Below are 25,307 nucleotides of genomic sequence, written 5' to 3'. Positions count from 1 at the left end.
CGTGAGCCGAACCAATGACGGCATTGTGATCGTCGGCGCGTCCGCTTCGGGCCTCTCCGCCGCCGACGGCCTGCGCGAGGGCGGGTACACCGGCCCCCTCACCGTGCTGGACGAGGAGGTGGAGCCCGGGTACGACCGGCCGATGCTCTCCAAGAGCCTGCTGGCCGCCAGGGATCACGCCACGCCGGCCCCGCTGCGGACCGACGAGCAACTGGCCGCCAAGGGAATCGATCTTCTCGCCGGCCACGGCGCCACGGGGCTGGACGTCGACCGCCGCCTCGTGGTGACCAACTGGGGCGAGGCAATCGGGTGGCAGCACGTCATCGTCGCGACCGGCGTCACGGCTCGCCCGGTCGTGACGACCGGGGGCGCCGCCCTGCCTACCCTGCGCACCCGTGCTGATCTGACCGCAGCCAGGCAGTTCGCGACGACCGGGCGTCCGGTGACGCTGATCGGAGGGGGGTTCATCGGCCTGGAGGTGGCCGCCGCTCTCCGCTCCCGCGGCGTCGAGGTGACCGTTCTGTGCGCGACCGAACTGCCTCTTGCCGGATTCCTCGGGGACGAGGTCGCCGGCTGGCTGCACGACCTGCACCTCGCGAACGGGGTCCTCTTCGACCTCGGCACCGCCACGACCTCCGTGGCGGAGACAGCGCAGGGCTACGACATCCATCTCGCCGACGGGCGGGTGCGACAGGCCACGAGCGTGCTCGCGGGAGTCGGCACGGAGCCGGCCACCGACTGGCTGATCGGCTCGGGCGTCGAGCTCGACCACGGCGTCGTCACCGACGCGGCCGGTCGGACGAACGTCGAGGGGGTGTGGGCCGCCGGTGACATCGTCGGCCGCTGGGACCCGCTCCACGGCCGACACCGGCGCTTCGAGCACTGGACCCACGCCATCGAGCAAGGCCGGCGGGTCGGTCTCAACATCGCTCGCGGCGAAGCCACCGCCCACGACGCTGTGCCCTACGTCTGGACGGAACAGTACGGCCTGACCCTCCACATGCTCGGCGAGCGGCGCCCCGGTGACACCGACATCGTCGTCGAGGGCGACATCTCGACCGGCGACTTCGTCGTCGCCCACGGCGCCTGCGACGAGTTGCACGGCGCCACCATCTGCGGCCGCGTCCGCGCCCTGCGGACGTATCGGAAGCTGCTCCGTGCCCGCGCGTCACTGAACGACGCCCTGGGCACGGCGTCGTCGGCCTGACCCTCTCTCCTCGACTCCCCCAGCAAGGAACCACCATGCAGATGCTCGACAACCATGTCGTCCTCATCACCGGCGGCGGCTCCGGCCTCGGCCTCGGGATCGCCCGCCACTTCATCGGCGAGGGTGCGCAGGTCGCCATCCTGGAGATCTCCGCGGACAAACTCGTCGACCTCAAGGCCGAGTTCGGGGACGACGTGCTTCTCGTCCGGGGTGACGTCACCCGTACCGAGGACTTGGTCGCCTGCCGGCAGGCGGTCCTGGACCGCTTCGGCCGTATCGACGCCCTCGTCGGCGCCCACGGCATCTTCGACGGCAACATCCCGCTGCGCGACGTGCCCCTGGACAGGGTCGAGTCGCTGTTCGACGAGGTGTTCCACGTCGACGCTCTCGGCTACATCCTGGCCGCCAAGGTCTTCGTCGACGACTTGGAGAAGACAGGCGGCTCCATCGTGCTGACCTCCTCCACCGCGGCCTACGCCGCCGACGGCGGCGGGCTCTTCTACACCGCCGCCAAGGGCGCGGTGCGCGGCGTGGTCAACCAACTCGCTTTCGAGTTCGCACCGAAGGTGCGGGTCAACGGCGTTGCCCCGTCGGGCATCGCCAACAGCCAGCTCCGCGGCCCCCGTGCGCTCGGGCTGGAGAACAACAAGCAGTCCGACATCCCCAAGGAGGACTTCGAGACACAGTTCCTCTCCCTGGCCCTGCTGCCCACGCTACCGACCCCGGAGGAGTACGCGCCCCTCTACGCCTACCTCGCCTCTCGGAACAACACCACCATGACCGGCCAGACGATCGTCGCCGACCAGGGCCTGTTCAACCGCGCCGTGATCAGCAACGGCGCCGCCGACCGCGTCGGGAAGTGACCATGTTCCGCTACTTCCCGGCCAACTACGTCTGGAGCCTGTCGGTCAGCATCGCCATGAACTGCGGTGGCCGGATCGGCGAGGTCGACCAGATCTGCGCCCCGCTCGTCGACGCGGCCGAGGACGGCGACGACGCCGGCACCGAGAAGTTCTTCCAGTCGTGGTGCGCCTTCGCCGACGGACTCGTCCGGAGCGCCGAGCAGGATCTCGCCGAGGGTCATCCGTTGTCTGCCGGTGCGCGCTACGCCCGCGCCTCGGTCTACTACCTGGTCGCCGAGCGCATGCAGAGCCGTCACTACGCACCCCGCGAGGTCGCCTACCGCAAGGCCGTTCAGACGTGCCGGCTCGCGATCGAACACGGCGGGGAGCGCGCCGAGTTCGTCGAGGTCCCCTACGAGGGCACCTCGTACCCCGCGCTGTTCGTCCCCGCCGACGGCGAACCTCCGGCGGACGGCTGCCCGGTGATGGTCTTCTGCAACGGCCTGGACTCGATGAAGGAGATGCTGTTCCGGCTGGGACTGCCCCGCGAACTGGCGCGTCGCGGCATCGCGACACTCTGCGTCGACCAGCCGGGCACGGGCGCCTCGCTCCGTGAGCGCGGGCTCGCGGCGGTCCACGACAGCGAACGCTGGGCGAGTGCCGCGGTCGACTATCTGGAGACCCGACCGGATGTCGACGGCACGCGCATCGGCATGAGCGGTGTCTCGCTCGGCGGTTACTACGCCCCCCGCGCGGCCGCGTTCGAGAAGCGCTTCAAGCTCTGCGCGGTCTGGGGGGCGAACCACAACTGGGGAGAACTCCAGAAGCGCCGCCTGCAGCGCGAAGGCGAGAACCCCGTGCCGCACTACTGGGACCACGTCCAGTGGGTGTTCGGCAAGGACAGCCTCGAGGACTTCATGGCCTTCGCGCCCGACATGACGCTGGAGGGCGTGATCGAGCGGATCACCGTCCCCTTCCTCGTCACCCATGGTGAGGACGACCGGCAGATCCCGATGGAGTTCGCCGTGCCCCAGTACGAGAACGCCGTCAACAGTCCTGACCGCCGCTTCAAGGTCTTCAGCCGCGCCGAAGGCGGTGCTTCGCACGCCGGTGCGGACAACGAAGCCGTTCCCGCGCACTACATCGCCGACTGGGTCGCCGACCGCCTCTGAAAGGGAGCCATGAACACTCCGTCCCCCGCCTCCGGCTGGGCGATCGGCACCGACGTCGGTGGTACGTTCACCGACCTGTGGCTCCGGTCCCCGGACGGCGAATCCTGGGTGTGCAAGACCCCGACCACCCCCGACGTGGTGACGGGCGTGATCAACGCCGTGCACCTGGCTGCCGAGACCGTCGGTCGTGACACCGGCGAGCTGTGCTCCCGGGTGACCCGGTTCGGGCACGGCACTACCGTCGGCCTCAACGCGCTGCTGACCGGACGCTCGGCGAGGACCGGGCTCATCACGACCGCCGGCTTCGGTGACGTCCTGGAGATAGGCAGGCTGCGTCGCGGTACGGCCGGCCTGCAGGGCCTGGACCTGGGCGACTACCATCTGCGCGGCCAGGTGCCGCCGTTGGTGCCCCGCACCCAGGTCGTAGAGATCGCGGAGCGCATCGACTCGGACGGCGTCGTACGCACACCGCTGGACGGGAGCAGCGCGCTCGACGCGATCGGCAGGTTGCGGGACATCGGGGTGGAGGCCGTCGCCGTCTGCCTGCTGTGGGCGACCGAGAACCCGGCCCACGAGCTCGCCGTCGCACGGCTCATCGAGCAGAAGCTGCCCGGCGTCTTCCTCTCCCTCTCCCACGAGATCGCGCCCTCGGTCGGTGAGTACGCCCGCGCCTCGACCACGGTGGCGAACGCGGCACTCGGTCCGGTCCAGGGCCACTATCTCGCCCTCCTGGAGGAGCGGCTGGCAGCCCTCGGTATGACCGCCCCCATCATGATGACGACGAGCGCCGGCGGTGTGGTCCCGGCGCGGACGGTCACCGAGCGGCCCGTGTCGAACCTGCTCTCCGGTCCTGCGTCCTGCGTGGTGGCCGGCCAGAAACTCGGGGCGGAACTCGACACCCCGCACGTCCTGACCATGGATGTCGGCGGCACCAGCTTCGACGTCGGCGTCATCGCCGGCGGAGTCGCGCTGATGAGCGACGAGGTCACCTTCGGCGGCGCCGACATGCGCGTGCCGAGCATCGACATCGCCTCGATCGGCGCCGGCGGCGGCTCGATCGCCGCGGTAGAGGGCGGAGTGCTCAACGTCGGGCCGCGCAGCGCCGGTGCCGTACCCGGCCCGGTCTGCTACGGCAAGGGCGGCACCGAGCCGACGACCACCGACGCCGACCTTGTCCTCGGGGTGCTCGACCCGGAGCAGTTCGGCAGCGGAGGCATCGTCCTCGACCGCGAATCCGCGAAGCAAGCCATCGCGGACAAGGTCGGGACGCCCCTCGGGCTGAAGGCCGTCGAAGCGGCCCGGGCGATCCGTGTGGTCTTCGACAACGCCATGGCCGATCTGCTGCGCGCCGTCACCATCGAGCGCGGTCACGACCCGCGGGAGTTCACCCTGATCGCAGGTGGAGGATCGGGTCCGTCGCACGCGTGGGCCCTGTGCCGTGAAGCGGGCCTGGCCGGCTTTGTCGTGCCGCCGACAGCGACGGCTCAGTCGGCCTTCGGCGCCGGCACCTCCGACCTCAGGACCACGGCCTCCCGCACCTGCTACCGGCGTGTGCTCGCCGAGGCCGGCCCGAGCGCCCAGGACGCGCAGGTCGTCGCCGAGGCAGTCGACGACACCCGTGTGCGCGCCCTGGCAGCCCTGCCCGACCCCGAGTGCGGCACGGTCACCCACACAGCGTCCATCCGCTACTTCGGCCAGGCCCACCACGTCGACGTCACCGTGGCCGCCTCGCCCGACAGGGATGCCCTCGCGGAGCTCCTCCTCAGCTTCGAGAAGGAGTACGAGCAGCTCTGGGGCAAGGGAGCCGGCTTCCGGGAAGCCGGGTTCGAGATCCTCTCGGTCCGCTCCGTGGCCGCACTGCCCGCGGCCGGTGCGGACGGCCACGGTACGGGCGAGCCCTTCACCCGGCTCGGGACGCGTCCGGTCGTGTTCGACGACGCCGACCGGCCCGACGAGACGGCCGTGTACACCGTCCGCCGGCCGGCTGCCGGGCAGGAGATCGTCGGTCCCGCGCTCGTCCAGCTCCCCGGATGCGTCGTGGTGATCCCCCCGAACGGGGTCGCCACCACCGACGCACTCGGCCTCATCCACGTGAAGGTGAACTGACATGACCGACGCAATCGACGTCGCCCCTGTCCCGTTGGACGGCGCGAGCACGGACCCGGTGATCCGCCAGGTCGTCCGCAGCCGGCTCGTCGCCATCACCGACCAGATGCGGCTCGCGCTGCAGTCGGTCAGCGGCAGCCCGACCGTGACCGAGGCGAGCGACTTCTTCACCGGCGTCTACCTGCCGGACGGCGCGTTCGTCACGATGGGCCACCAGGTGACCTTCGAGGCGCCTCCCGTGGGATCGCTCATCCGGCACCTGCTGAGCAACGGCACCAGACTGAAGGACGGCGACCGCATCATCGGCAACGACCCGTTCATCGGCGCACTGCACCAGAACGACGTACAGATGTGCGCACCACTGATCGTGGACGGCGAACTGCTCGGGTGGGCCGGCGTAATGGCGCACGAGACCGACATCGGCGGCATGGACTTTGCCTCGTGGTCACCCAAGGCCACCGAGGTGTGGCAGGAGGGACTGCGCATCCCTGCCGTCAAACTGGTCGACGGCGGTGAACTGCGTGAGGACGTACTGGAGATGATCCTCACCGCGTCACGCCTCCCGGCCGAGGTGGGCCTCGACATCCGGGCCTTCATCGCCACCCTGAACGTCGCGGCCGAGCGCCTCACCGAACTGTCCCACCGGTACGGCAAGGCCACCGTGCTGTCGGTGATGCACACGATGGTCGACGACGCCGAGGCACTGGTGCGCGCACGCCTGCGCGAACTGCCGGACGGAGTCGTCCGCACCCGCGACTTCCTCGAACACGACGGCAAGCAGAACAACCTCTTCGCCATCGACTGTGTGCTGACCAAACGCGGTGACAGTCTGCACTTCGACTTCTCCGGTTCCTCGCCGCAGGCCAACGGCTTCGTGAACTCCTCACGCGCCGGCCTGGCCGGCGGCGTCGCGGGTGCGCTGATCCCCACCCTGGGCTTCGGCATCCCGTGGAACGAGGGTCTGTTGCGCCCGGTGGAGATCTCGGCGCCGGACGGTCTGGTCTGCACCGCGGTACCGCCGGCACCGGTCGGTTCCGCCACCGTCGAGGCTGTCTGGACGGTGAGCAACGTCGTCTCTGCGGCACTGAACCGGCTGCTGTTCGCCTCGCCGAAGTACGCGCACCGCGCCCAGGCCGTCAGCAGCGGCACGATGGCGACGTTCAACCTCTCCGGCCGCGACCGGCACGGAAAGATGTTCGGCCTGCATCTGATGGACCCGCTGGCCGGCGGCTTCGGCGCCTTCGCCGACCACGACGGGCAGAACGCCGCCGGGCCGATCAACGCCCCGTGTCCCTCGATCGCCGATGTGGAGGTCAACGAGCAGAAGACCCCGCTCTTCTACCGGTACCGGCGTCTCGCCGCCGGTACCGGTGGGGCCGGTCGCCGCCGTGGGGGTCTCGGGGCCGAGGTCGGCGTCACCGTCTCCGTGCCGGAGGCCGAGGCACTCGTGATGACGCACGGCGCCGAGGTGCCGAACTCCGTCGGGCTCGGCGGTGGCCTGCCCGGTGCCATGATCAGCCAGCGCTTCCGGGCCGGCGGGCAACAGCCCCGGGACCTCGGGCCGAAGCCGGGCTCCTTCCCGATGACCCCGGCGGACCTGTTCGAGGTGACCTGGCAGGGCGGCGGCGGCATCGGTGACCCGCTCGACCGGGCCCCCGCCGATGTCCTGGACGACGTCCACTACGGCGTGGTCACCCAGGAGGAGGCCCGGGAGACCTACGGCGTGGTCCTCTCCGCGGACGGCGGCTCGGTCGACACGTCCGCCACCTCCGCCGCCCGTCGGGACCGGCGTGCCGCCCGACTCGGCGTCGAACCGACCGCCGTCGTGGACCCGGTGGCGGTCACCGAGGCGGTTCCCGACGACGCGGTACGGCTGGGCGACCGACTCCTCCTCGTCCGGGACAAGGACACCGGACAGTTCCAGGTGCACACCCTCGAGGGCGTCGTGCTCTCCTCCGGCTCCACCAGGTGGCGCGAGGGAGCCCATCGGTTCGCCCTGGCCCTCCCGTCGTCCGTCGGCGCCCCCCTCCACCGCGACCTGACGGTCACCGGCTGGGCCTGCCCGCGGACCGGTGCCCTGCTCGCGGTCGACGTGCACCGCGGTGACCAGGAGCCGTTCCACGATCTCGAACTCGACCTCGCCTCCCTTGAACGGGCCGGCACAACCACGGAAGACAACCGATGAGCCGCAAGATCATCCTGACCATCGCTCCGACGGGTGGCATGGCCACCAAGGAGCAGAGTCCGCACCTTCCGGTCACCCCGCAGGAGATCGCCGACGACGTGGCCCGCTGCTGGGAGGTCGGCGCCGGTGTCGTGGCCGTCCATGCCCGCCGCGAGGACGGCCTGGCCACCTGCGACCCCGATATCTACTCCGAGATCAACTCGCTGATCCGGGCCCGGACCGACATCGTCATCAACAACTCCACCGGCGGCGGAATTCACGGTGACATGCCGGTCCGGCTGGGCGACGAGCTGTGGGAACTGGACTGGCACCAACGGATCAAGGGCATCGAGGGCGTGGGCTGCGAGATGGCCACCCTCGACTCGCACACGATCACGGCCAGCACCGCCGAGCGGGAGTACCTCGTCACCACGACACCGAAGCGCTCCCGCTGGCTGCTCGAGGAGATGACCAATCGCGGCATCAAGCCCGAATGGGAGGTCTTCAACCTCGGGCACATCCTGTCCGACTTCACCACTCTGACCGCCGAGGGCCTGGACTCCCCGCCGTACTACTGCAACATCGTGCTCGGCGGCCAGCGCGGCTTTCAGGGCGGCCTCCCGTACACCCCCAAGATCCTCCAGCTGCTCGTGGAGCACCTGCCCGAGGGAACGGTCTGGGGGGTCTCAGGCATCGGGCCGGCCCAGCTCCCGGCGACGACCCACGGTCTCCTCCTCGGCGGCCACATGCGGGTCGGCCTCGAGGACAACCTCTACTACTCGCGCGGCCGGCTCGCGACCAACCTGGAACTCGCCGAACGCGCCGTGCGCATCATTCACGAACTCGGCTACGAGATCGCCACTCCGAGCGAGGCGCGCGACATGCTGGGCCTCAAGCAGCTCGACGAGGTGCCGGCGTGAGCATCCACAGCACGTCCGGCGTCGTCGCCTGGTCCGACACCGATGCCTCCGGCCGGTTCCACCACACCGCCGCGTACCGGTGGGCGGAAAACACCGAGCACGCGTTGTACCGCTCGGTGCTTCCGGACGTCGACATCGGCAGGTTCCCGCGTCGCGCTACGGCAGCCTCGTACCACCAGCCGCTCGTGGCCGGGGACGAGTACACCGTCAGCCTCGAGGTCGAACACGTCGGGAACAGCTCGATCACCTACACCTGGGTCGTCACCGGCCCGGCCGGCGTCTGCGTGCGCGGCGAACACGCCGTCGTGCACGTCGATGTCGACGGCCGCCCGGCACCGGTTCCCCGAGCACTGCGGGAACGTCTCGCCCCGACCGCGGGGGCGGCGTGATGGACAAGGTCGTGGCCTCGGCCGCCCAGGCAGTCGCCGACATTCCCTCGGCAGCACCCTCGCGGGGGCGGCTTCGGACTGTGCGGCATCCCGGCCTCGCTGATCCAGGCACTCCTGGAGGCCGGTGTCGGCGAGCTCGAGACGATGTCCAACAATGCCGGCGTCGACGACTGGGGCCTGGGCGTCCTGCTCGGTGCGGGCCGCCTGCGCCGGGTGGTGGCCTCGTACGTCGGGGAGAACAAGGAGTTCGCCCGGCAGTACCTCGCCGGAGAGTTGGAGGTCGAGCTGACCCCGCAGGGCACGCTCGCGGAGCGGATGCGCGCCGGCGGCTCCGGCATCGCGGCGTTCTGCACCCGCACCGGTGTGGGCACCCAGGTCGCCGAGGGCGGCATCCCCTGGAAGTACGCCGCCGACGGCACCGTCGAGGTGACCTCCCCGGCCAAGACGGTGGAGGCCTTCGACGGGAGCTGGTGCTGCAGTCGGAGAACGGCATTCTCGGCACCGGCCGCTACCCGACCGAGGGCGAAGTCGACCCCGACCTCGTCCATGCCGGCAAGGAGACTGTGACGGCGCAAACTGTGACCGAGCACGACAGGTGGCACACGAGGGCGCTTCTGACCTGCAGTGATGCCAACAATAGTCTCCTGCCCATCGCGAAGCGGGCTCCTTTAGTTGGCACATAAGTACACCGCAGGTCACAAGCGGTGCCACCACCGTCGATTACCGCGAAACGGGGCGACTCGCGATGTGAGAGAGCGGGCGGCTGAACACTTGCGCCCGGCGGGTGCGCGACAGACAGGGCCTGGCCCCTCCTTGTCGCGGGGTGGGGCAGAGCTACTCATGGACGCCATCGCGATGCCCTTGGGCCTGACCGTGGCAACATCGCTTGCCCTACCGCTTACCCCGACTTCGGAGGGTCCGATTGGGTTTCCGATAGTCAGGGGGAACGTGCTGGCGGCGGCTGCGGGACTGGCACGAGGCCGGCGTCTGGCAACAGCTGCACGAGGTCCTGCTCGCCGAGATCAACGCAGCCTCCCGGCTGGAATGGTCCCACTCCGCAGCCGACTCCTCCCACGTCAGGGCCCTAGAAGGGGGCAGTACACAGGCCCGTCGCCGGTCGACCGGGGCCGGGCCGGATCGAAGCTCACCTGATCACCGACGGGCACGGCACCCCGCTCGCGGTCGTCGTCACCGGAGGCAACCGCAACGACGTCACCCGGCTGCTGCCCCTTGTCGACGCGGTCCCACCGGTCCGTGGCCGAGTCGGCCGTCCGCGCCGCAGACCAGACTCACTCTTCGCCCACCGCGGCTACGACCACGACATCTACCGCGACCAGGTCCGCGCCATCGTGGATGTCGGCTCGTAGTTCCCATCGGATGGTCGAGCGCACCTTCGCCTGGTTTCACGGCTTTCGACGCTCTGCCAGGCAAGGTCCGGCGTGATGTGCTCGACCCGGCTCATCCCGGCAACTCGGCGTGCCGCGTTAGAGCGTCTTGCGTCCAGCGGCTTGCCGTTGATGCGGTGCGGGCGGCTTGGGCAGCCTTGACCAGGGTGAAATGCTTCCCGGCGCGGACCGTAATAGACTCTTTTCAACTTGAAGGGGCACTCGCCACACCCTGGCCACTGCCCCTCTCTTCTTGCCCGCACACCGCTGCTGCGGGCTTTCAGTCCCGGGCGTGCCAGGGACTTCACGGTCAGCTGTCCGGCGGAGGGCAGGGACGCCGATGAGGAGGCGGACCATGGCGTCTGTGATCGCCTGGATCTCCGCGGCGTCGTCCGGGCCTGCTGACTCGGACGACGCCCTCCCCGGCAGCTCCAACAGGCGACTCCTATTGCTCGGTTCCTCCGCGGCGTGCTCGCTGGTCTGTCGCCGGAGTCAAGCATGCAGGCTGCCACCGCGTCTCCCCATCGATCAGACCTTCACTCATTCGAGTGACCGTTCGAGGAGGCTTCTCCGGCACCAGATTGATCGCCCTATGGTTGAGATGCTCTGGGCAGTTCAGGTCGACGCACGAGGGGCGGCACGCGCTGTGTTCCGTGTGCATCAGGGGAATGTCCCATCAGATTCGACACCTTCGCCATCAGGCGAAAGAGTCTGGTCCGATGCTTGCGCGTTGGAAGATCTGGCGCACTTGGACCGCGAACATACCGCGCACGCCGCTCACTTGGACCTCGATGATCGTTGGCCGGTCCGGTGGACAACGACATGGAAGTATGGGCGGAGCGCATCTGTGACCTGCCCCGTGCAGGACCTGAACACGGTGGACCTCTCCCAGACCGTGCCCGTAAGACGCTTCACTTGGCGGACTGATCAGGAACACCGCCCCGGACTTGAGTACATGACAGCGACGGATCGGCATCACGGCTTCGAGAGTTTCGAGGAGGAATGCCTGCTCCTGGTCGCCGATTTCGCGGCCGATCTTACTGAGGCGCTCTGCCAGCCGTTCCGGCTCTGCTTCTACGCCGACGGCGGCAGGGTGGATCACACGCCGGACTACCTCCTGCTGACGCGCCGCGGTCCAATCGTGGTGGACGTGCGCCCGGCTGGTCGCATTCACGCCAGGGACAACCTGAAGTTCGCAGCGACGGCCGAGGCCGCGCTGTCGGCCGGTTGGCGCTTTGCCGTACTGACGCGCTGGCGAGCACATGTGCGGGGTGCCGTGGACGCGATGTCGGCGGAGCGGCGCCCGCTGGACGACGTACTGGGAATCCAGGGTCAGCTGCACCAGGTCGCCGCTCAAGGCCCGATGCCGTACGGCGAGTTGGTGGACCGGTGCTCCCTCCCGGCCGTTGCGCGGGCACATGCGCTGCATCTGTTGTGGCGGCGGCAGTTGGGGGTGGATCTGTCCGGACCGTACGGGGATGAGCGCCTGGTCCGGCTAGCTCCTCGGAAGCTCACCCGGGGGCAGCAGTGACGACCGCGGCACCGACGTCGTGGGATCTGTCGCCGGGCGTTGAACTGATCATCGGCGGTGAGGAGTGGCGGATCGAGTCGTGCCTGCCGCATTTGGGCAGGTTGACGCTGATCAGCGACGAGGGTGCGCAATGGAAGATGTCGCTCAGCGATCTGATCCACCGTCCGGACTGCCGTCCGTCTACCCGGACCCGCACAGATCTGCCGGCCGCCAGCCGGGGCAGGCAACCCAAGACGATGGAAGACCTGACGCCGGAGCAGCGCAGAAATGTCATGCGCCGGTTGGACCACGTCCGCGAGGTCAACACGGGTTTCCGTAGCGGGGATCCGCTGGCCGCATTGCCCCACGAACCGCTTCCGCAGTACGACCCCGAGACCACCACACTCACCCAGCGTCGACACGCCAAGGCGGCGGAGTTGCGCAAAGCAGCGGCCGAGGACCCCGACGGCGCGAAGGAACACGCTCTGCACCAAGTGAGTTTTCGCACCCTGGTGCGCTGGGGCCAGGGCCTTCGCTGCGGGCTGATCGGCCTCGCGGACGATCGGTGGCTGCGGGAGGCCTCGGGACGCCGGATCTCAGCGGAAATCCGGGAGGCGCTGTTCGCGGTGCGCACCGAGACGCTGCGCCGGTCGAAGCTGACGGCGAAGGACCGCGAGTTCCTCATCCACCAGTACGTGCGGGAGGTGTTCGGCGCGGACGTCGAGATCCCCAGCTACGACACCCTGAAGAGGGTGTGGCGGGAGTGGTTCGGCTCCACCGGAGCACGTCAGAGGTACGTGCGCTCGGCCGCCAAGGCACAGCAGCTGGCGACGGGGCGGCACGTGGTGGTGCACAGGCCCGGGCAGGTGGTGGCGCTGGACACCACGGTGCTCCCGGTGAAGGTCCTTGAAGATGTGTTCGGCGACCCGGTCTCGGTTCATCTGACCCTCGCGCTCGACGTCTACACCCACTCGATCGTGGCGTTCCGGCTCAGCCTGGTCTCGGATGCCTCGATCGATGTGGCGATGGTGCTGCGGGACGTGATGATGCCGTTGCCGATGCGCCCGGACTGGGGCGAGGACATGGAGTGGGCCTACCCCGGCCTGCCTGGGATGGTGGTGGCCGAGTTCGCCGGACACGAGGTCGCCGGGCTGCCGTTCTTCGCCCCCGAGACGGTCACCACGGACCACGGCTCCGTCTACCGAAACCACCACCTGGTCGAGGTCCAGCGGATCATCAAAACGAACATCAAGCCCAGCCGCGTGCTTCGCCCCCAAGACAAGCAGGCCGTGGAGCGGACCTTCGGCGGCGTCCAGTCACTTCTATTCGCGAAACTGCTCGGCTACCAGGGCGTGGACACGGCCGACCGCGGCACGGATCCGGAGGCCGATGCCTGCCTGACCGTGGCTGAGATGGAACACGTCATCGCCACCTGGATCGTGAAGGTCTGGCAGAACCGCCGATTCGACTCCTACGCGCCGAGCTGGGACCCGGGCGGTGACCACAGCCCCAACAGTCTCTTCGCCGCATCGATGCACCAGGGCGGCTTCGCGCTGCGGATCCCGTCCCCCGATCTTTACTACCAACTCCTGCCGACGCACCGGGTCATGATCCACGGCAAGCGCGGCGTCAAGATCAAGAACCTGTGGTACGACGGCCCGGCCCTGGATCCCTACCGTGGGCAGCTCTCCAGTCGCGGCGGCCGGGCCAAGAACAAGTACGTCATCCACCGCGATCCGCGCGATCCGTGCCTCGTGTTCTTCCAGGACCCGCGCACACACGACTGGCACACGCTCCGCTGGGTGGGTCTGCCCGACGAGGGCGAGATGCCGGCTTTCAGCGACGCCCGGGTACGCGACGCCATGCGAGAGCTGCGCAGGCGAGGGCTCGCACCCAAGGCCGACACCGAACTGCTCCCCATACTGCTCGAGTTGATCGGCAGGAACATCCCGGTCTCACAATGGCCGACACAGTTGTCGAAGAAGGAACGCACGGAGCACGCCCGTGAGATGGCACAGGCTGCCGCGGCAGCCGCCGATCGCCCCTCAGCCGCCACGGACGCCACGGACGCCACGGACAAGAAGAGGAGAAAGAGGCAGGCTTCGCCACCACCCGTCGTCACCGTGCCGACAGCGCGAGCCGGATCCGATCACGGCAGGGTCATCCCCCTGCGTTGGAAGGAGCGCGCCCAGCAGGGCGAAGACGCTGTGACCCGTGAACGCCAACGCCGCCGAGAGGCCGCCGTGCCCGTACAGCCGGCACCGCCACCGGACCTGTCCGAACGCCTGCGCGCCTCAAGCCTCATGGCGCTGCCCGACGACGACTTCGACGATGAGCAGCGCGGTGCGACGTCCGCCACCGCTGAGGAAGAGGCCAGTCAGTGAGCCTGGATCACAGCAATCCGTCGTTCCTGCCCGGCCCACCGGTGGACCGCACCACCTGGGAAGGCTTCGAGCGCTGGTGCCGAACTCGGAAGGACTTCATCCCCGCTCCCGTGCTCACGGCGGAGGAGTTTGCCCTCAAGACGCGCCGCCAGCAGCGCATCCACAACCTGCACCGGCTTGCCACGCACAGCAGCCTGCCGATCGAGGCCACCCCAATGAGCGAGCGGGTCGCCCACGCGGTGCGGGCCCGGGTCGAGGAGGGCGCCTTCAGCCACAAGGCCGGAACCCGCGGCGGCATCATGGTCAATGGGGACGGTGCCCAGGGCAAGACGGAGACCGTGTGCGAGGCGATGGCTCTCTTCATGGAGGAGTGGCTACACCTGCACAACTACATGAACCCGGACGCCATGCCCGGTACCCGCGATCTCATCATGCCGGTCGCCTACGTGCGCTGCCCGGTGAAAGCCACCCCCATCTCCACCTGCCAGCGCATCCTCGACTTCTACGGCGAAGACTACAAGCGCATGCGGCTCGAGGATCTGGTCCGCACGGTCAAGATCGCCATCATCGAGCACGCCACGAAGGCGCTCGTGATAGACGACATCACCCGCCTCAAGCTCCACCGGGAAGCCGACCAGGACGTTCTCGACCTGATCCGCGAGATGATGAGCATGCCCGTCACCCTCGTCCTCGTCGGCGTCGGCATACCAACCTCAGGACTGCTGCGGGAGGGCAGTCGTGACCCAAAGACGAACGAATGGATCTACCCACCGGTCAAGGACCGCGGCCGCAGCCCCAACGACCACGCCGCCAGCCAGCACGAGCGCCGCTTCCAGGTGGTCGACCTGGGCCCTTTTCGGTACGGCACGGCCAAGGAGATGGCGGCCTGGATCACCCACCTCCGCGGCCTCGAGGGCCACATGCGGCTCCTGACGGACACCACAGGGCTGCTCACCGACGGCGATATGCCGGAGTACCTGTTCCGCCGCACGGGGGGCATCGTGGGCGTACTGGAGAAGCTCATCCAGCGCGGCCTGCGTCTCGCCATCGAGGACAAGAGCGAGCGACTGACGAAAGAGCTGCTCAACCAGGTCACCGTCACCCCTGGCGACATGCCCGACCTCGACGCCGAGTCCGGCGAACAGCCCAATATCCCGTCGCACAAGCCAAAACCGACGACGAAGGCCAAGGGCCGCAACACCGTGTTCGACGATGACGGCCCCGCCCAGGAGTCGGCGGGGTGAGCTACCTGGAGCCACGCGTCCTGCCGCGTAGCCTCGCTCCGCTTCCTGGAGAATCCCTACCCGGCTTTCTCCTACGCCTGGCATTCCGCTTGGGCAGATCGCCGCTGCGAACCGCAGAGCTGTGCGGACTGCACCTCGGGGCTGGCACGATCCCGTACCCCTATCTTCGCGAACTCGAAGATGAGCCCACTCAGCTCTTCGCACATGCCACCAGGTTGGCCCCGAGCGAAGTGCATGCGCTGACTCTCGCCTCACTTGCGGAAACGTATCCGATTCTGAACACGCTCCGTTCGGGCTCCCCCCAACTTGCGCTCGCGGCACGTGCTCGCTGGGCGATGAGCGCGTCGAGTCGCTTCTGCCCCCCAGTGTCTGCGAAGCAACGGCAGTCGCGTCCAGAACGCTTTCGGCGGAGCGTGGCAGGTGGCCTGGCACCTTCCTGTCGTCTTCGCCTGCTTGACCCATCGACGACTCTTGGAATCGGTCTGTCCCAGGTGCGAGCGGCTCCTCCACGGCCTGGAGCGCCATAGTTCAGGGCTGCTCGAGAATCCACAACTCGCCGGGCTTCATCCGGCTCAGTGCCGCACCACCCCCGACAACCGGTCTCCCCATCGCACCAGCAGGAAGAGCTCGCCTTGTGGTGCAAGACTGGATGAATCGCCTCCCCGTGCCGGAAGCGACCTTCCCACGGACGACATCAACCAGCTGCTGTCACTGCAGCAACGCCTCAACAGTCGCCTCGCATCAGCCCAGCAACTCGGCAGTGAAACAGCCGCGTTCTCCGATCTCATCACCGCAACACACCTGGTCAAGCTGAGCTGGCCGCTTGGTGAGAACCTGCTCCCCTCGGCCACTCTCGCTGCAGCGGTTGACGCACACGCGGCTCCCATCGCTGCTCTCGTACCAAGACGAACCAGTCGAACGGGACCGCAGTTGGTCGGTGTTCGGACCGCCCCCGCCGACTCAGCCCAATGCGGCGCTCTCCTTCTGGCCGCCGAGAGGCTTTTGGGGGACATGGAAATATCTTCCCTGCGGGCTCGCGTCCGTCCCCTCGTCCAAGAGGCCTTCAACGGCAATCGTGCCTACACGGGAGCGGTCCTGCGTGTCGGTGGCATCTCAACGACGTTGTCGCGAGCGACGACCCGTCGGGTACACGGGGGCCAGACCCGAATCGCGCTGCGTGCCGTATCGCACAACCATTGCTACCGCGCGGAGGAGATCCCTTCGTTCCTGCCCCGCGCCTGGTTCGAAAAGCACTTCGCCTCATTTGTCCGTCGAGTGCCCGCCTACACGAGCACAACTGAGCGCTCCTTGCGCCGCGCCGCACCCCTCCGGCTCGCCGAATTGCTGACCGGCACTACTTGGGGCGAATGCGCCCCCGCACTCGGGATCAGCGCCGGCTCTGGCCGGCGAACCCTCCAGGTACTGGGACACCGCATCAACCCAGCTGGCCTGTGGCCTGCCTTCGAGGAAGTCGTCGAGGGCATCGCGCACGAACTCGACAGCGCCGAGGAACGTGTGAACTATGCCAAGCGCCGTCACCTTCTGGAGGATTGGCGCCTTCCGCACGGCGACTGGATCAGGCTTCGGGAAGAGGGCCCCCTCTACCGGATGCTAAGCAGCGGCATGGACTCCGCCCTGGGTACCGTCCTCGTCTGGAGCGAGGTCACCCAGGCCGAACGCAGCCAGTGCCCTGTGGTTCGGCCTCCGAATCGTGTGGAGGGTGCCGAGAAGCTGGCCGCACTCGCCGCCTGGTACGACCACTCCGACCTATCACAGACCAGTCCTCGCTTCTGGCTACGACGGCTACTCAAACGCTACGCCGGTCAGTTGGGGGTGACCTGTGACCTGGGGCGCCCCCTGCACGTGGACGTGACAGACATCCTGCGAACGGAGGTGGCCGCGACAGCCACCGTCGACCATCCACAAGAGCGGCTATGACGCCTCGCCCACTGGCCCGAAGCCTGGTCCCCCTGCCTCAGGAATCTCTTCCCGGATTCCTGCTCCGACTCGCCTACCGGTTGGAGCGATCGCCAGCCCGCATCGGCCTGTTGTGTGGGCTCAGCACCATGCATCATCGACTGCCCGCCGACTATCTGCTCGCCTTGCCACCGCGGCTCGCCGATGTCTTCGCCGAAGCCACGCGGCTCTCCTCTACCGAGGCACAGGCCCTCACCCTTGCCGGATCGGGGCTCACCCGCACGTACGCACCGCTAGCTACGACCCGTCTGGACGGCGGCCGCAATTATGCCGCCGCACAACGGCGTTGGGCGATCAGTCTGTCCAGCCGTTACTGTCCCAAGTGTCTGGCGGGCGACGGAAGTCCCGCGCAGAGCGCGCTGGGCGGCGCTTGGAAACTCCGCTGGCACCTTCCTGTTGTGTTCGCCTGCTCCGAGCACTCGATGCTGTTGTCCAGTACTTGCCCGCAGTGCGACAACCTGCCCAACCGTCCCCCCGGAACCGAGCGCTCCGGCCTGCTCATGCAGCGCGCGGCAATCGGGCTCCATCCCGCACAATGCCGCCATCCACTGCTGGGGACACGCTTGACCGCGGGCGAGGCCAACCGCTGTTGCGGAGCACGACTCGATCATTCTCTCGGGAGCCCACCAGCGATGACGCCCGAGGACCTGGATCGCGTTCTCGCCCTGCAACTACATCTCGACAAGCACCTGTTCGCCGCTCCCCCTCAGACCACGGAAAAGGACCGCCAATTCTTCCTCGATCTGGTCGCTGTCGCTCATCTGGTCAAGTTCAGTTGGCCGTTGGGGGCGGATCTGGTCCGCTCCACGCATCTCTCTGCTCTGATCAACAGCCATGCCACGCCAATCGTCCGGCAGCTGAATCAGCCTCTCGGCCCTGGCCCTCGGTCGTCCAGCCCGTGGTCTGCCCCGGACGATGCCGCCCAGGCCGCGGCCCTCCTCACTGCGGCCGCCGAACTGCTAAGCCACCGCGATGAAGGCGCTACGGACTTCCGGGATCGGATTCAACCGCTGGCCCGCACCGCATTCGAACGGCTCACGCCGAACCTGGCCGCCGGGTTCCGCCGGATGGACTTCTCACCAGTCCTTGCCGGCGCGTTGGCCCGCAAAATCAACGGCTTCTATCACGCCGGCGGCCACCGCAACCCCAAACTCCGCGCACCATCACGGACATGCCACTTCGGCACCGAGCACATCCCGGCACTGCTCCCCACAGCATGGTCGGAAGCCCACTTCGCCGAATTACGGGATCGCGTGGGGCCGATCACCAACTGGAACACACGTCACCTGCGAAGGGCCGCATCACTGAAGCTCGTCGAGATGGCAGCAGGCGGCACCTGGCCGGAGTGCGCTGAGGCTCTCGGAATGCCCTGGACCACAGCGCAGCAGAGCCTCAAGATCCTCAAGCGGGTACTGGACCCCCTGGAATCATGGGCGTCCTTCGACCGAGCTGTCGAACAGGTCGCCTACGCCCTAGACTCCGATCCCCATCGGATCGACTACGCCATCCGGCGCCGCACACTGTCCTCCTGGCATCTGTCAGACACCGCCTGGGGGGCGCTCTGCGATGGGTTCAAGACGTTGAGAGGCGGACCGACCTCGCCGAGTCCGACAGCCGCCACCGCACTGCTCTGGGCCCGAGTAACTCAAGGCGACTATCTGCACAGCCCTGTTCTCAATGCTCTGCGGAACTCCGGACGCGACACCACGCCCGTAGTCGCCAGCGTGAACCAACTCCTCCAGGCCGCCTACCGCCATCGTGGAGAGAAAGGCTTGCTGGTTAAGCGCCTTGAGCACTACGGCGGACGCCTGGCACTCGCCTGCGACCAAGCGCGTGGCAGTCAAGACGCTACGGACACTCTCCTCATTGAGTAACTTGAATGCGCTCGCATATGGTCTGCAAAACAGGTCTTTAAGGAACAGGGCTAGGAGCTCTCTTTCGGATCACTTGGTGGCGGTTCAGTCTCAGGGCCGTGACCGACCACGTGTCCGTTCAGTTCCGCCACCCAGGCCGCGAAAGGGAAGGCTGCACAAGCCACTCGCTGGGACGCTCAGGCCAGTTCGCCGGATAGCCGTCACCGTCGTGGACCTCGGCGAGCACGTCGACGCACTCATCGAGATCAGACGCGTCGGGCCGCCGGATGCGGCAGGTCGGAGGTTTGTCCACCGTAGGAGCACCCTGACGATTCACCGGAGCGTGAAAGCACAACACGACCGACCCCGCATGTCTGTGACCAGCATTTTCGCAACAGGCCCTAGCATGCTGACTGTGCGACCCACTCTCCCGAAGATCGAGGGCGGCCGGGTACAGGGCCTCCTGCAACTCATCGAGGACGGCATCCACCTCGTCGTCGCGGCGCTCCTCGTACTGCTCGCGGGGCTCCTGACTGTCGGGGTCGTCCATGACGTCACCAGGTCGATCCAGGGGCCGTACCGCGAGGATACGGTCGTTCTCTCCGCACTGGACAACGGCCTTGTGCTGTTCATCGTGGCCGAGCTGCTCCACACCGTCCGCCTGACCATCAGGAACCAGACCCTCGACGCGGAGCCGTTCCTCGTCGTCGGCCTGATTGCCGGCATCCGCAAGGTGCTCATCGTGACGGCCGAGGCGGAGAAGTCCTTCCGGTGGAACGTCGAGGGGATCGAACTGCTCATCCTGGCGGGGCTGATCCTCGTGATGGCGACAGCGGCGTACGTATGGCGGCGCTCGACACGGCCGGGAGACTACTTCCCGCTCCAGGAGGCGGGGCGCTCCCCGTCGCCGGCGCCGTCACCCACCCCGGTGCGCGGGTCCTGATCCGTCACCTTCCGCCTCCACGGCCGCCCGCACCCGCTGCTCCTCGCGAGCGGAGCCGACGTCCCGTTCCAGGGGTGTGCGGCTCACGGCCGTCGTGAGGTCCTCCAAGGCCCGCTTCTGTAGTTCCGCCCCGCGCCGCATCACCGGGCTCCGGTCCTCGGCGGCGGCGCCCTCCCACGCGTGGAGCGCCTCCTCTACGCGCCCCCAGTCCGGATTCCTGTGCTCGCGCACGTCGACTGCCGCCTGCGCGGTGTCCGCCTCCAGGGCCTCGGCGAGCCGCTCCGCCTCGGGGACGAAACGGCTGTCGGCCCGCGGGACGTGGCTCTCCATGAGCATCGCCGCCCGGCCGAACCCCTTGAGCGCCTCCTGCGCCTCCTCCGCCTCGCGCGACGTCAGGCCCCTGGGGCGGACCGGTTCCTGCCTCGCCCGGTCGTAGGCCTCCTGCCAGGCGGCACGTGCCTCCCTGCTCGCCAGCAGGGCCCTGCGCAAATCGGCGCGATGCTCCCGGGTCGGTTCGGCGTAGCTGCGGAGCACCGCGGCCGCGTAGCGGCCGTTGGCGGCGAGCCAGTCCGCAAGCCGGCCCGGCAGCCGGGGCGTCTCCCATGCGGGGAACACCACGTACGCCAGCATTGCCAGGGCCCCGCCGAGCAGGGTGAGCACCACCCGCTCCGGGACCGTCTGCTCCCATGCCTGGCCGCCCATGCCGAGGAGGAAGACGACGTACGCGGCAGTGAAGCACTGGGAGTAGGCGTAGCCGGTACGGATCAGCGTGTACGACAGGCCCGCCGAGACCACCGTCAGCGCGCCGAACACATGAGCGTCTGGGCCCAGGGCCCGCACCATCCCGGTGGCGAGCGCGACCCCCGCCAGGGTGCCGGCGAGACGGGCCACCGCACGCGCGTACGTCCGGTGGAAGTCCGGCCGCATCACCATCACCGAGGCGATGGGCGCCCAGTAGCCGTGGCCCAGGGGTAGCCGGGCGGCGATCAGATAGCCGAGCGTGGCCACCGCCGCCAGGCGGACGGCGTGCCTGAAGACAGGCGAGTCCCGTCGGAGCTCACAGCGGACCGCCCGGACGACGACGGGTACCAGCCGGAACATTGTCGGGCGCACCAGGAACTGGGCGCCCGCGGGGCCGTGCAGCGTGGGCGTCTTCCCGCGCGCGCCGCCGCTGCCGGCGATCTCCACCGCCTCGCCGAGCAGTTCCACGAGCCGCTCGGCAGTCTGCCGCGCGGGGCCCTCCAGCACCTCGTGCTTCTCGTCGACGCGCAGGACGTCCGCGCTCCCGGGCGGCACCTCGGCGGGAGTGCCGCGGCGGATCGAACGGGCGGCCGCATCCAGGACGTCGGCGGCCGCGTCGAGCAACTCCCGCGCGCGGTCCCGCCCGGGTCCCTCCGCCGGGGCGCCGACGTCCGGGTCGGCGAGCGCGGCGACGACCGGCCGAATGCGCTCAGCGAGTCCTCGGGGGCCGTGGAGGACGGGGGGCCGGGTGCGGGCCTGTGATGGCGTCACGGCGGCCGCGTCCCGGGCCGTCATCAACGGCTCCGGGTCGAACGGGGCGGTCGGGTCGTGCCGCAGCCGGCGGGCGTAGTCCGCCACGGCGGCCAGGGCGTCGGCGAGCGCGTCACGATGTGCCCCCCAACGGCGGATCGGGAACAGCAAGATCAGCAAGGACTGCGCCACGCCTCCGAGCGCGATGATCCCGGCGTGCTCCAGGGCTCGCCCGACGCTCGTGGGCAGGGTGATGGTCACCAGCATGCTGCCGACGGTCGTCGCTGCGACGATCCCAGCGGTCGATCCGACGGCCCACGCCATCCCCGCGGCAAAGGCCCATACGGTCAGCAGTGGGAGGAACGTCACGAGTCGCCCCGCGGCCAGGTAGCCCACGAAGGTGCTGAGCGCCAGACCCGCGCCCGCGCCAAGCGCGATCACCTTGCGTGGACGCCAGGTGCGCTGGAAGGTGGCCCCACCCGCGGAGTAGGCACCGAGGGCGGCGGACGCGGCGTACGCAGGGGAAACCAGCCACAGCGCCAGTCCGATGACGATCGCCACCCCAGCAGCCGTGCGCAGCGCGAGCAGGGGCTCCAGCCGCGTCTCCTCGAGTGTGAGCCCGGATCGCACGATCTCCCCGAAGGCCCGCAGCCACGTCACGGGTGCGAGCCTAGCCGGAACGCCCTGCCGGGTCGCGTCGGCCTGGTTGAGGTGCGGGAGCCGTCGGGCAACGAAGCCTCCGGCACGGGCCCAGGAACAGGCTGGCGGCCGCAGCCCCTGGCACGGGGTACTACCACTGCGGACACTGTTGGGCGGCCACCGTCCGTCGTACCGGGCCGGAGCGGGGGCGATCGCCGCTGGTTCAGGTCCGACCGGAACGCAGGCGATCGTCGACCGTCCAGCCTCGGCCGGAGCCGGGGCGATTGCCGCCTGTTCCCCCGGGCCGGTCCGGGGGGACAGGCGGGACGGCGGCCCTCGGGTCCCTTACCGCTTGTGGCCGTTGCCGTGTCCGTTCGGATGCAGGACCACCTTGGTCCAGCCCTCGTCACGGGCGTCGAAGTGCTCGTAGGCGGTGGGGGCCTCGTCCAGGCTGAGTTCGTGGGAGACGACGAAACTCGGCGTTGCCTTCTCGCCGGCGATCAGATCCCGCAGCGCCCGGTTGTACCTCTTCACCGGCGCCTGCCCCGTGCCCATGTGCTGGCCCTTGAACCACATCAGGCCGAAGTCGATCGGGACCTTACCCTGCGCCTCCAGCTTCCCCTGGGCCTCGGCACCGCCGGGGTCCTCGGGCAGGAACACGCCCACCACGCCGATGTCGCCCGTGAACCTGACCGAGTCGATCAGTCCGTTGAGCGTGAGGCTGGCGTCCTCGTGTCCCTTGGGGTCGTGTGCCTGGTAGCCGACGCACTCACAGCCGTTGTCGGCGCCCAGACCGAGGGTGGCCTCCTTGACGACCTCTGCCGGCTTCTGCTCGGCGGTGTTGATCGGGATGGCCCCGATCTCCTCCGCCTTGCGCAGCCGGTCGGGCTGGTGGTCGGCTACCCAGACGCGGCCGGCACCCTTGAGGAGGGCTGAGTAGGCCGCCATCAGACCGACGGGACCGGCCCCGAAGACGATCGTCTGGTCGCCCGGTTTGACGTGGGCCATCTCGGTGGCGTGATAGCCGGTGGGGAAGATGTCGGCGAGCATCACATAGTCGGTCTGCCGGTCGGCGGCGTCCTCGCCCAGACGCAGCGCGTTGAAGTCGCCGTAGGGCACGCGCAGCAGTTCCGCCTGGCCGCCCTGGTAGGGGCCCATGTCGGCAAATCCGTAGGCGGCTCCGGCGAGGGCCGGTTCCGGCTGCATGGTCAGGCAGTAGTTGGTCAGACCCCGCTCGCACTGCTTGCAGAAGCCGCAGGCGATGTTGAAGGGCAGGACCACATACTGGCCGACCTGGACCTTGCGGACGGCCGAGCCGACCTCCACGACCTGGCCCAAGTTCTCGTGTCCCAGGGTGCGGCCAGACTCGAACGAGGTGCGGCCTTCGTACATGTGCAGGTCCGAACCGCAGATGTTGGTGGTGGTGATCTTGACGATGATGTCGCAGGGGTGTTCGATCTTCGCGTCCGGTACGTCCTTCACTGCGACCGTTCGCGGGCCTTCATATACCGCTGCTTTCATGATGGCTTCCTTTGGTGCCGCGGAATGACCGCAGCACGGCAGGGATGGAGACGGCGCAAAGCACCTGACTCCCGGGAGTTGGTAGGACGGGGTCCGTGGCACCGGTATGCCTCTGTGGGCAGTTCACCCGGTTCAGATGGAACGGTGGCACCACTGCCAGCCCACCCCGGCGCTCCGGCGGCGTACCGTCCGAGTCCCCGTCGGCCGATGACGCGAAAGTCACGCCCCGATTCACCAGCGGAATCTTCAGACTCGGACGACCGCCAACCAACGACGCATCTACAACTCACGTTACCAGCTAGGCACCGTGGTCGTCCTGGAGCATGTGGCGACGTTCCTGTTCGCGCTTGGAGTAGGCGGCTGCCCGGATCGCCTCGTCACTCTCCAAGCCCGATCCCAGCGCGCCGCCCACCGTGGCGACCGAAGCGACGAACCATGACAACGTCAAGTATTCCGCGGCATGCAACGGAGTCCGTGTCACGGAAGCGAACACTTGGCCGTTGATGATGAACAGCGCCCATACCAAGTTGATGACCATCAAACCCACGTAGCAGACGAGCACCCCGATACCCACGGTCAGGACCGTCGAGGCATTGTAGAGCCTCGCCCTCTGCCTCGCCTCCGGCGAGACCTCTGTTGATCGATGCCACAACTGCGCGTCGACGATAAGCCAGCCGACCATGAGCCCGACAGACCCGACCATCGCGATCACGAGGCGTGGCGCGCTCAGGTACTCGGCCAGGCCCCAGACGGTGGAGTTCACGGTGGCGACTGCTCCCGTGGCGAGTGCGGCCGCCAGGGCTTTCGACAAGCCCGGCACCAACCGCCACGGACGGTTGGCGCGGACCATACCAACGAGCACCCTCAGGTAACCGCGCGGCCCGCTGACGACGTACCGAAGATCAGCGGTCTCCTCCTCACCGACCGGGCCCGGGTGAACAGGCGCGAGGCGACTGACGAAGGGCCCCAGAAGCGGCTCACTCTGCGGAGGTCCCTCAGCCCCGGTGGCCCGCGGACCCGCCAAGCCAAGCACGGCTTCTTCCACGGCCCGCCGGGCCCTCGTCTGCAGACGCAAGCCCCCCAGCGGAGGAAGAGACAGCAGCGCCAAGCCGTGTTCGTGACTCACATCCATAACGAGCTTGCGCCCGTGAGAGTGCAGCGGAAGGTCAGTGAGGGCCACGACAATGTCCCAATTCTCAGCCCTTCCGCGGTCCATGATCCGGCGCATCAAGGTGGGCGGGTCCTCGGTCCCTGCGGTGAAAGGCTCACTGACCACCTCGACGTCGAAACGTCGGCCCTGGCCCGACTTGTCGGCAAGCCGAGTGGAAAGTATCTGGGCCATGCGATGCGCGATCTCCGTCGGCGCATCCGGATCCGCCAGGAGAGCTACGACCGTAACGCCCTGAGACGACACCCGCATGACTCCTTCTCGTCGGCTGCCCCCCGACCGCCCGTGCCCACAGGATGCCCCCGAGGTATCGCCGACGCCGCGTGACACGCTGGCCCCTGCCAGCACGTGCAGGCGGTACGGGCGTGACGGCGCCTGTCGCGCGGTTCCCG

Annotated in this window: 17 protein-coding genes and 3 pseudogenes; 17 read left to right on the top strand and 3 right to left on the bottom strand. The window is 68.5% G+C overall.

All coding sequences use genetic code 11. From position 1 onward, the window contains the following. Nucleotide 1: 1 nt before the first annotated feature. From ACFU6I_RS03960 to ACFU6I_RS03880, 17 genes and pseudogenes are all read left to right on the top strand, one after another. Nucleotides 2-1,207, top strand: a complete 1,206-nt coding sequence (locus ACFU6I_RS03960; protein WP_384361138.1) for an NAD(P)/FAD-dependent oxidoreductase — start codon at nucleotides 2-4, stop codon at nucleotides 1,205-1,207. Between the two features lie 35 nt (nucleotides 1,208-1,242). After that, the gene (locus ACFU6I_RS03955; RefSeq protein WP_384361135.1) at nucleotides 1,243-2,070 is read left to right on the top strand and encodes an SDR family oxidoreductase; all 828 of its coding nucleotides are present in this window, start codon (nucleotides 1,243-1,245) and stop codon (nucleotides 2,068-2,070) included. Nucleotides 2,071-2,072: 2 nt separating this feature from the next. Beyond that, the gene (locus ACFU6I_RS03950) at nucleotides 2,073-3,221 is read left to right on the top strand and encodes an alpha/beta hydrolase family protein (RefSeq protein ID WP_384361132.1); all 1,149 of its coding nucleotides are present in this window, start codon (nucleotides 2,073-2,075) and stop codon (nucleotides 3,219-3,221) included. Between the two features lie 9 nt (nucleotides 3,222-3,230). Next, complete coding sequence (locus ACFU6I_RS03945) at nucleotides 3,231-5,327, top strand: hydantoinase/oxoprolinase family protein (protein WP_384361129.1); 2,097 nt, start codon at nucleotides 3,231-3,233, stop codon at nucleotides 5,325-5,327. A gap of 1 nt (nucleotide 5,328) precedes the next feature. Then, on the top strand, nucleotides 5,329-7,512 hold the full coding sequence (locus ACFU6I_RS03940) for a hydantoinase B/oxoprolinase family protein (RefSeq protein WP_384361126.1): 2,184 nt from the start codon (nucleotides 5,329-5,331) through the stop codon (nucleotides 7,510-7,512). Beyond that, entirely contained in the window at nucleotides 7,509-8,411 is a 903-nt protein-coding gene (locus ACFU6I_RS03935) for a 3-keto-5-aminohexanoate cleavage protein (RefSeq protein WP_384361123.1), read from the top strand. The genes ACFU6I_RS03940 and ACFU6I_RS03935 overlap by 4 nt, the downstream gene beginning before the upstream one ends. Next, nucleotides 8,408-8,800 carry an acyl-CoA thioesterase gene (locus tag ACFU6I_RS03930; protein ID WP_384361120.1) on the top strand — a complete coding sequence of 131 codons (393 nt, stop codon included), beginning with the start codon at nucleotides 8,408-8,410 and terminating at the stop codon, nucleotides 8,798-8,800. The genes ACFU6I_RS03935 and ACFU6I_RS03930 overlap by 4 nt, the downstream gene beginning before the upstream one ends. After that, nucleotides 8,800-9,265 (top strand): annotated as a pseudogene (locus ACFU6I_RS03925) (CoA transferase subunit A); the annotation flags it as partial. The gene ACFU6I_RS03930 and the pseudogene ACFU6I_RS03925, both read left to right, overlap by 1 nt. Continuing rightward, nucleotides 9,265-9,375: pseudogene (locus tag ACFU6I_RS03920) on the top strand (succinyl-CoA--3-ketoacid-CoA transferase); the annotation flags it as partial. The pseudogenes ACFU6I_RS03925 and ACFU6I_RS03920, both read left to right, overlap by 1 nt. A 362-nt stretch (nucleotides 9,376-9,737) precedes the next feature. Continuing rightward, nucleotides 9,738-10,135: pseudogene (locus ACFU6I_RS03915) on the top strand (transposase); the annotation flags it as partial. Nucleotides 10,136-10,525: 390 nt separating this feature from the next. Continuing rightward, on the top strand, nucleotides 10,526-11,716 hold the full coding sequence (locus ACFU6I_RS03910) for a TnsA-like heteromeric transposase endonuclease subunit (protein ID WP_384361117.1): 1,191 nt from the start codon (nucleotides 10,526-10,528) through the stop codon (nucleotides 11,714-11,716). 137 nt (nucleotides 11,717-11,853) lie between these two features. Then, entirely contained in the window at nucleotides 11,854-14,079 is a 2,226-nt protein-coding gene (locus tag ACFU6I_RS03905) for a transposase (protein WP_384361262.1), read from the top strand. Further along, nucleotides 14,076-15,323 carry an AAA family ATPase gene (locus ACFU6I_RS03900; RefSeq protein WP_384361114.1) on the top strand — a complete coding sequence of 416 codons (1,248 nt, stop codon included), beginning with the start codon at nucleotides 14,076-14,078 and terminating at the stop codon, nucleotides 15,321-15,323. The genes ACFU6I_RS03905 and ACFU6I_RS03900 overlap by 4 nt, the downstream gene beginning before the upstream one ends. After that, entirely contained in the window at nucleotides 15,320-15,850 is a 531-nt protein-coding gene (locus ACFU6I_RS03895; protein WP_384361111.1) for a TniQ family protein, read from the top strand. The genes ACFU6I_RS03900 and ACFU6I_RS03895 overlap by 4 nt, the downstream gene beginning before the upstream one ends. Before the next feature lie 781 nt (nucleotides 15,851-16,631). Further along, nucleotides 16,632-17,261: a hypothetical protein gene (locus tag ACFU6I_RS03890; protein ID WP_384361108.1), complete on the top strand. Its 630-nt coding sequence runs from the start codon at nucleotides 16,632-16,634 to the stop codon at nucleotides 17,259-17,261. Further along, nucleotides 17,258-19,174, top strand: a complete 1,917-nt coding sequence (locus tag ACFU6I_RS03885) for a TniQ family protein (protein ID WP_384361106.1) — start codon at nucleotides 17,258-17,260, stop codon at nucleotides 19,172-19,174. Before ACFU6I_RS03890 ends, ACFU6I_RS03885 begins: the two co-directional genes overlap by 4 nt. Nucleotides 19,175-19,559: 385 nt before the next feature. Next, complete coding sequence (locus tag ACFU6I_RS03880; RefSeq protein ID WP_384361103.1) at nucleotides 19,560-20,096, top strand: phosphate-starvation-inducible PsiE family protein; 537 nt, start codon at nucleotides 19,560-19,562, stop codon at nucleotides 20,094-20,096. Here ACFU6I_RS03880 and ACFU6I_RS03875 read toward each other — a convergent pair. From ACFU6I_RS03875 to ACFU6I_RS03865, 3 genes are all read right to left on the bottom strand, one after another. After that, complete coding sequence (locus ACFU6I_RS03875; protein WP_384361100.1) at nucleotides 20,070-22,247, bottom strand: FUSC family protein; 2,178 nt, start codon at nucleotides 22,245-22,247, stop codon at nucleotides 20,070-20,072. The genes ACFU6I_RS03880 and ACFU6I_RS03875 overlap by 27 nt on opposite strands. A 324-nt stretch (nucleotides 22,248-22,571) precedes the next feature. Beyond that, the gene (locus ACFU6I_RS03870) at nucleotides 22,572-23,747 is read right to left on the bottom strand and encodes a glutathione-independent formaldehyde dehydrogenase (RefSeq protein WP_384361097.1); all 1,176 of its coding nucleotides are present in this window, start codon (nucleotides 23,745-23,747) and stop codon (nucleotides 22,572-22,574) included. A 298-nt stretch (nucleotides 23,748-24,045) separates the two neighbouring features. Beyond that, on the bottom strand, nucleotides 24,046-25,167 hold the full coding sequence (locus ACFU6I_RS03865) for a hypothetical protein (protein ID WP_384361094.1): 1,122 nt from the start codon (nucleotides 25,165-25,167) through the stop codon (nucleotides 24,046-24,048). Between the last annotated feature and the right edge of the window lie 140 nt (nucleotides 25,168-25,307).

This window comes from Streptomyces sp. NPDC057486 (assembly GCF_042802415.1).
GTDB lineage: Bacteria > Actinomycetota > Actinomycetes > Streptomycetales > Streptomycetaceae > Streptomyces > Streptomyces yanii.
Note: the sequence above shows the minus strand (reverse complement) of the source record. Positions and strands in the feature narration are given on the sequence as shown.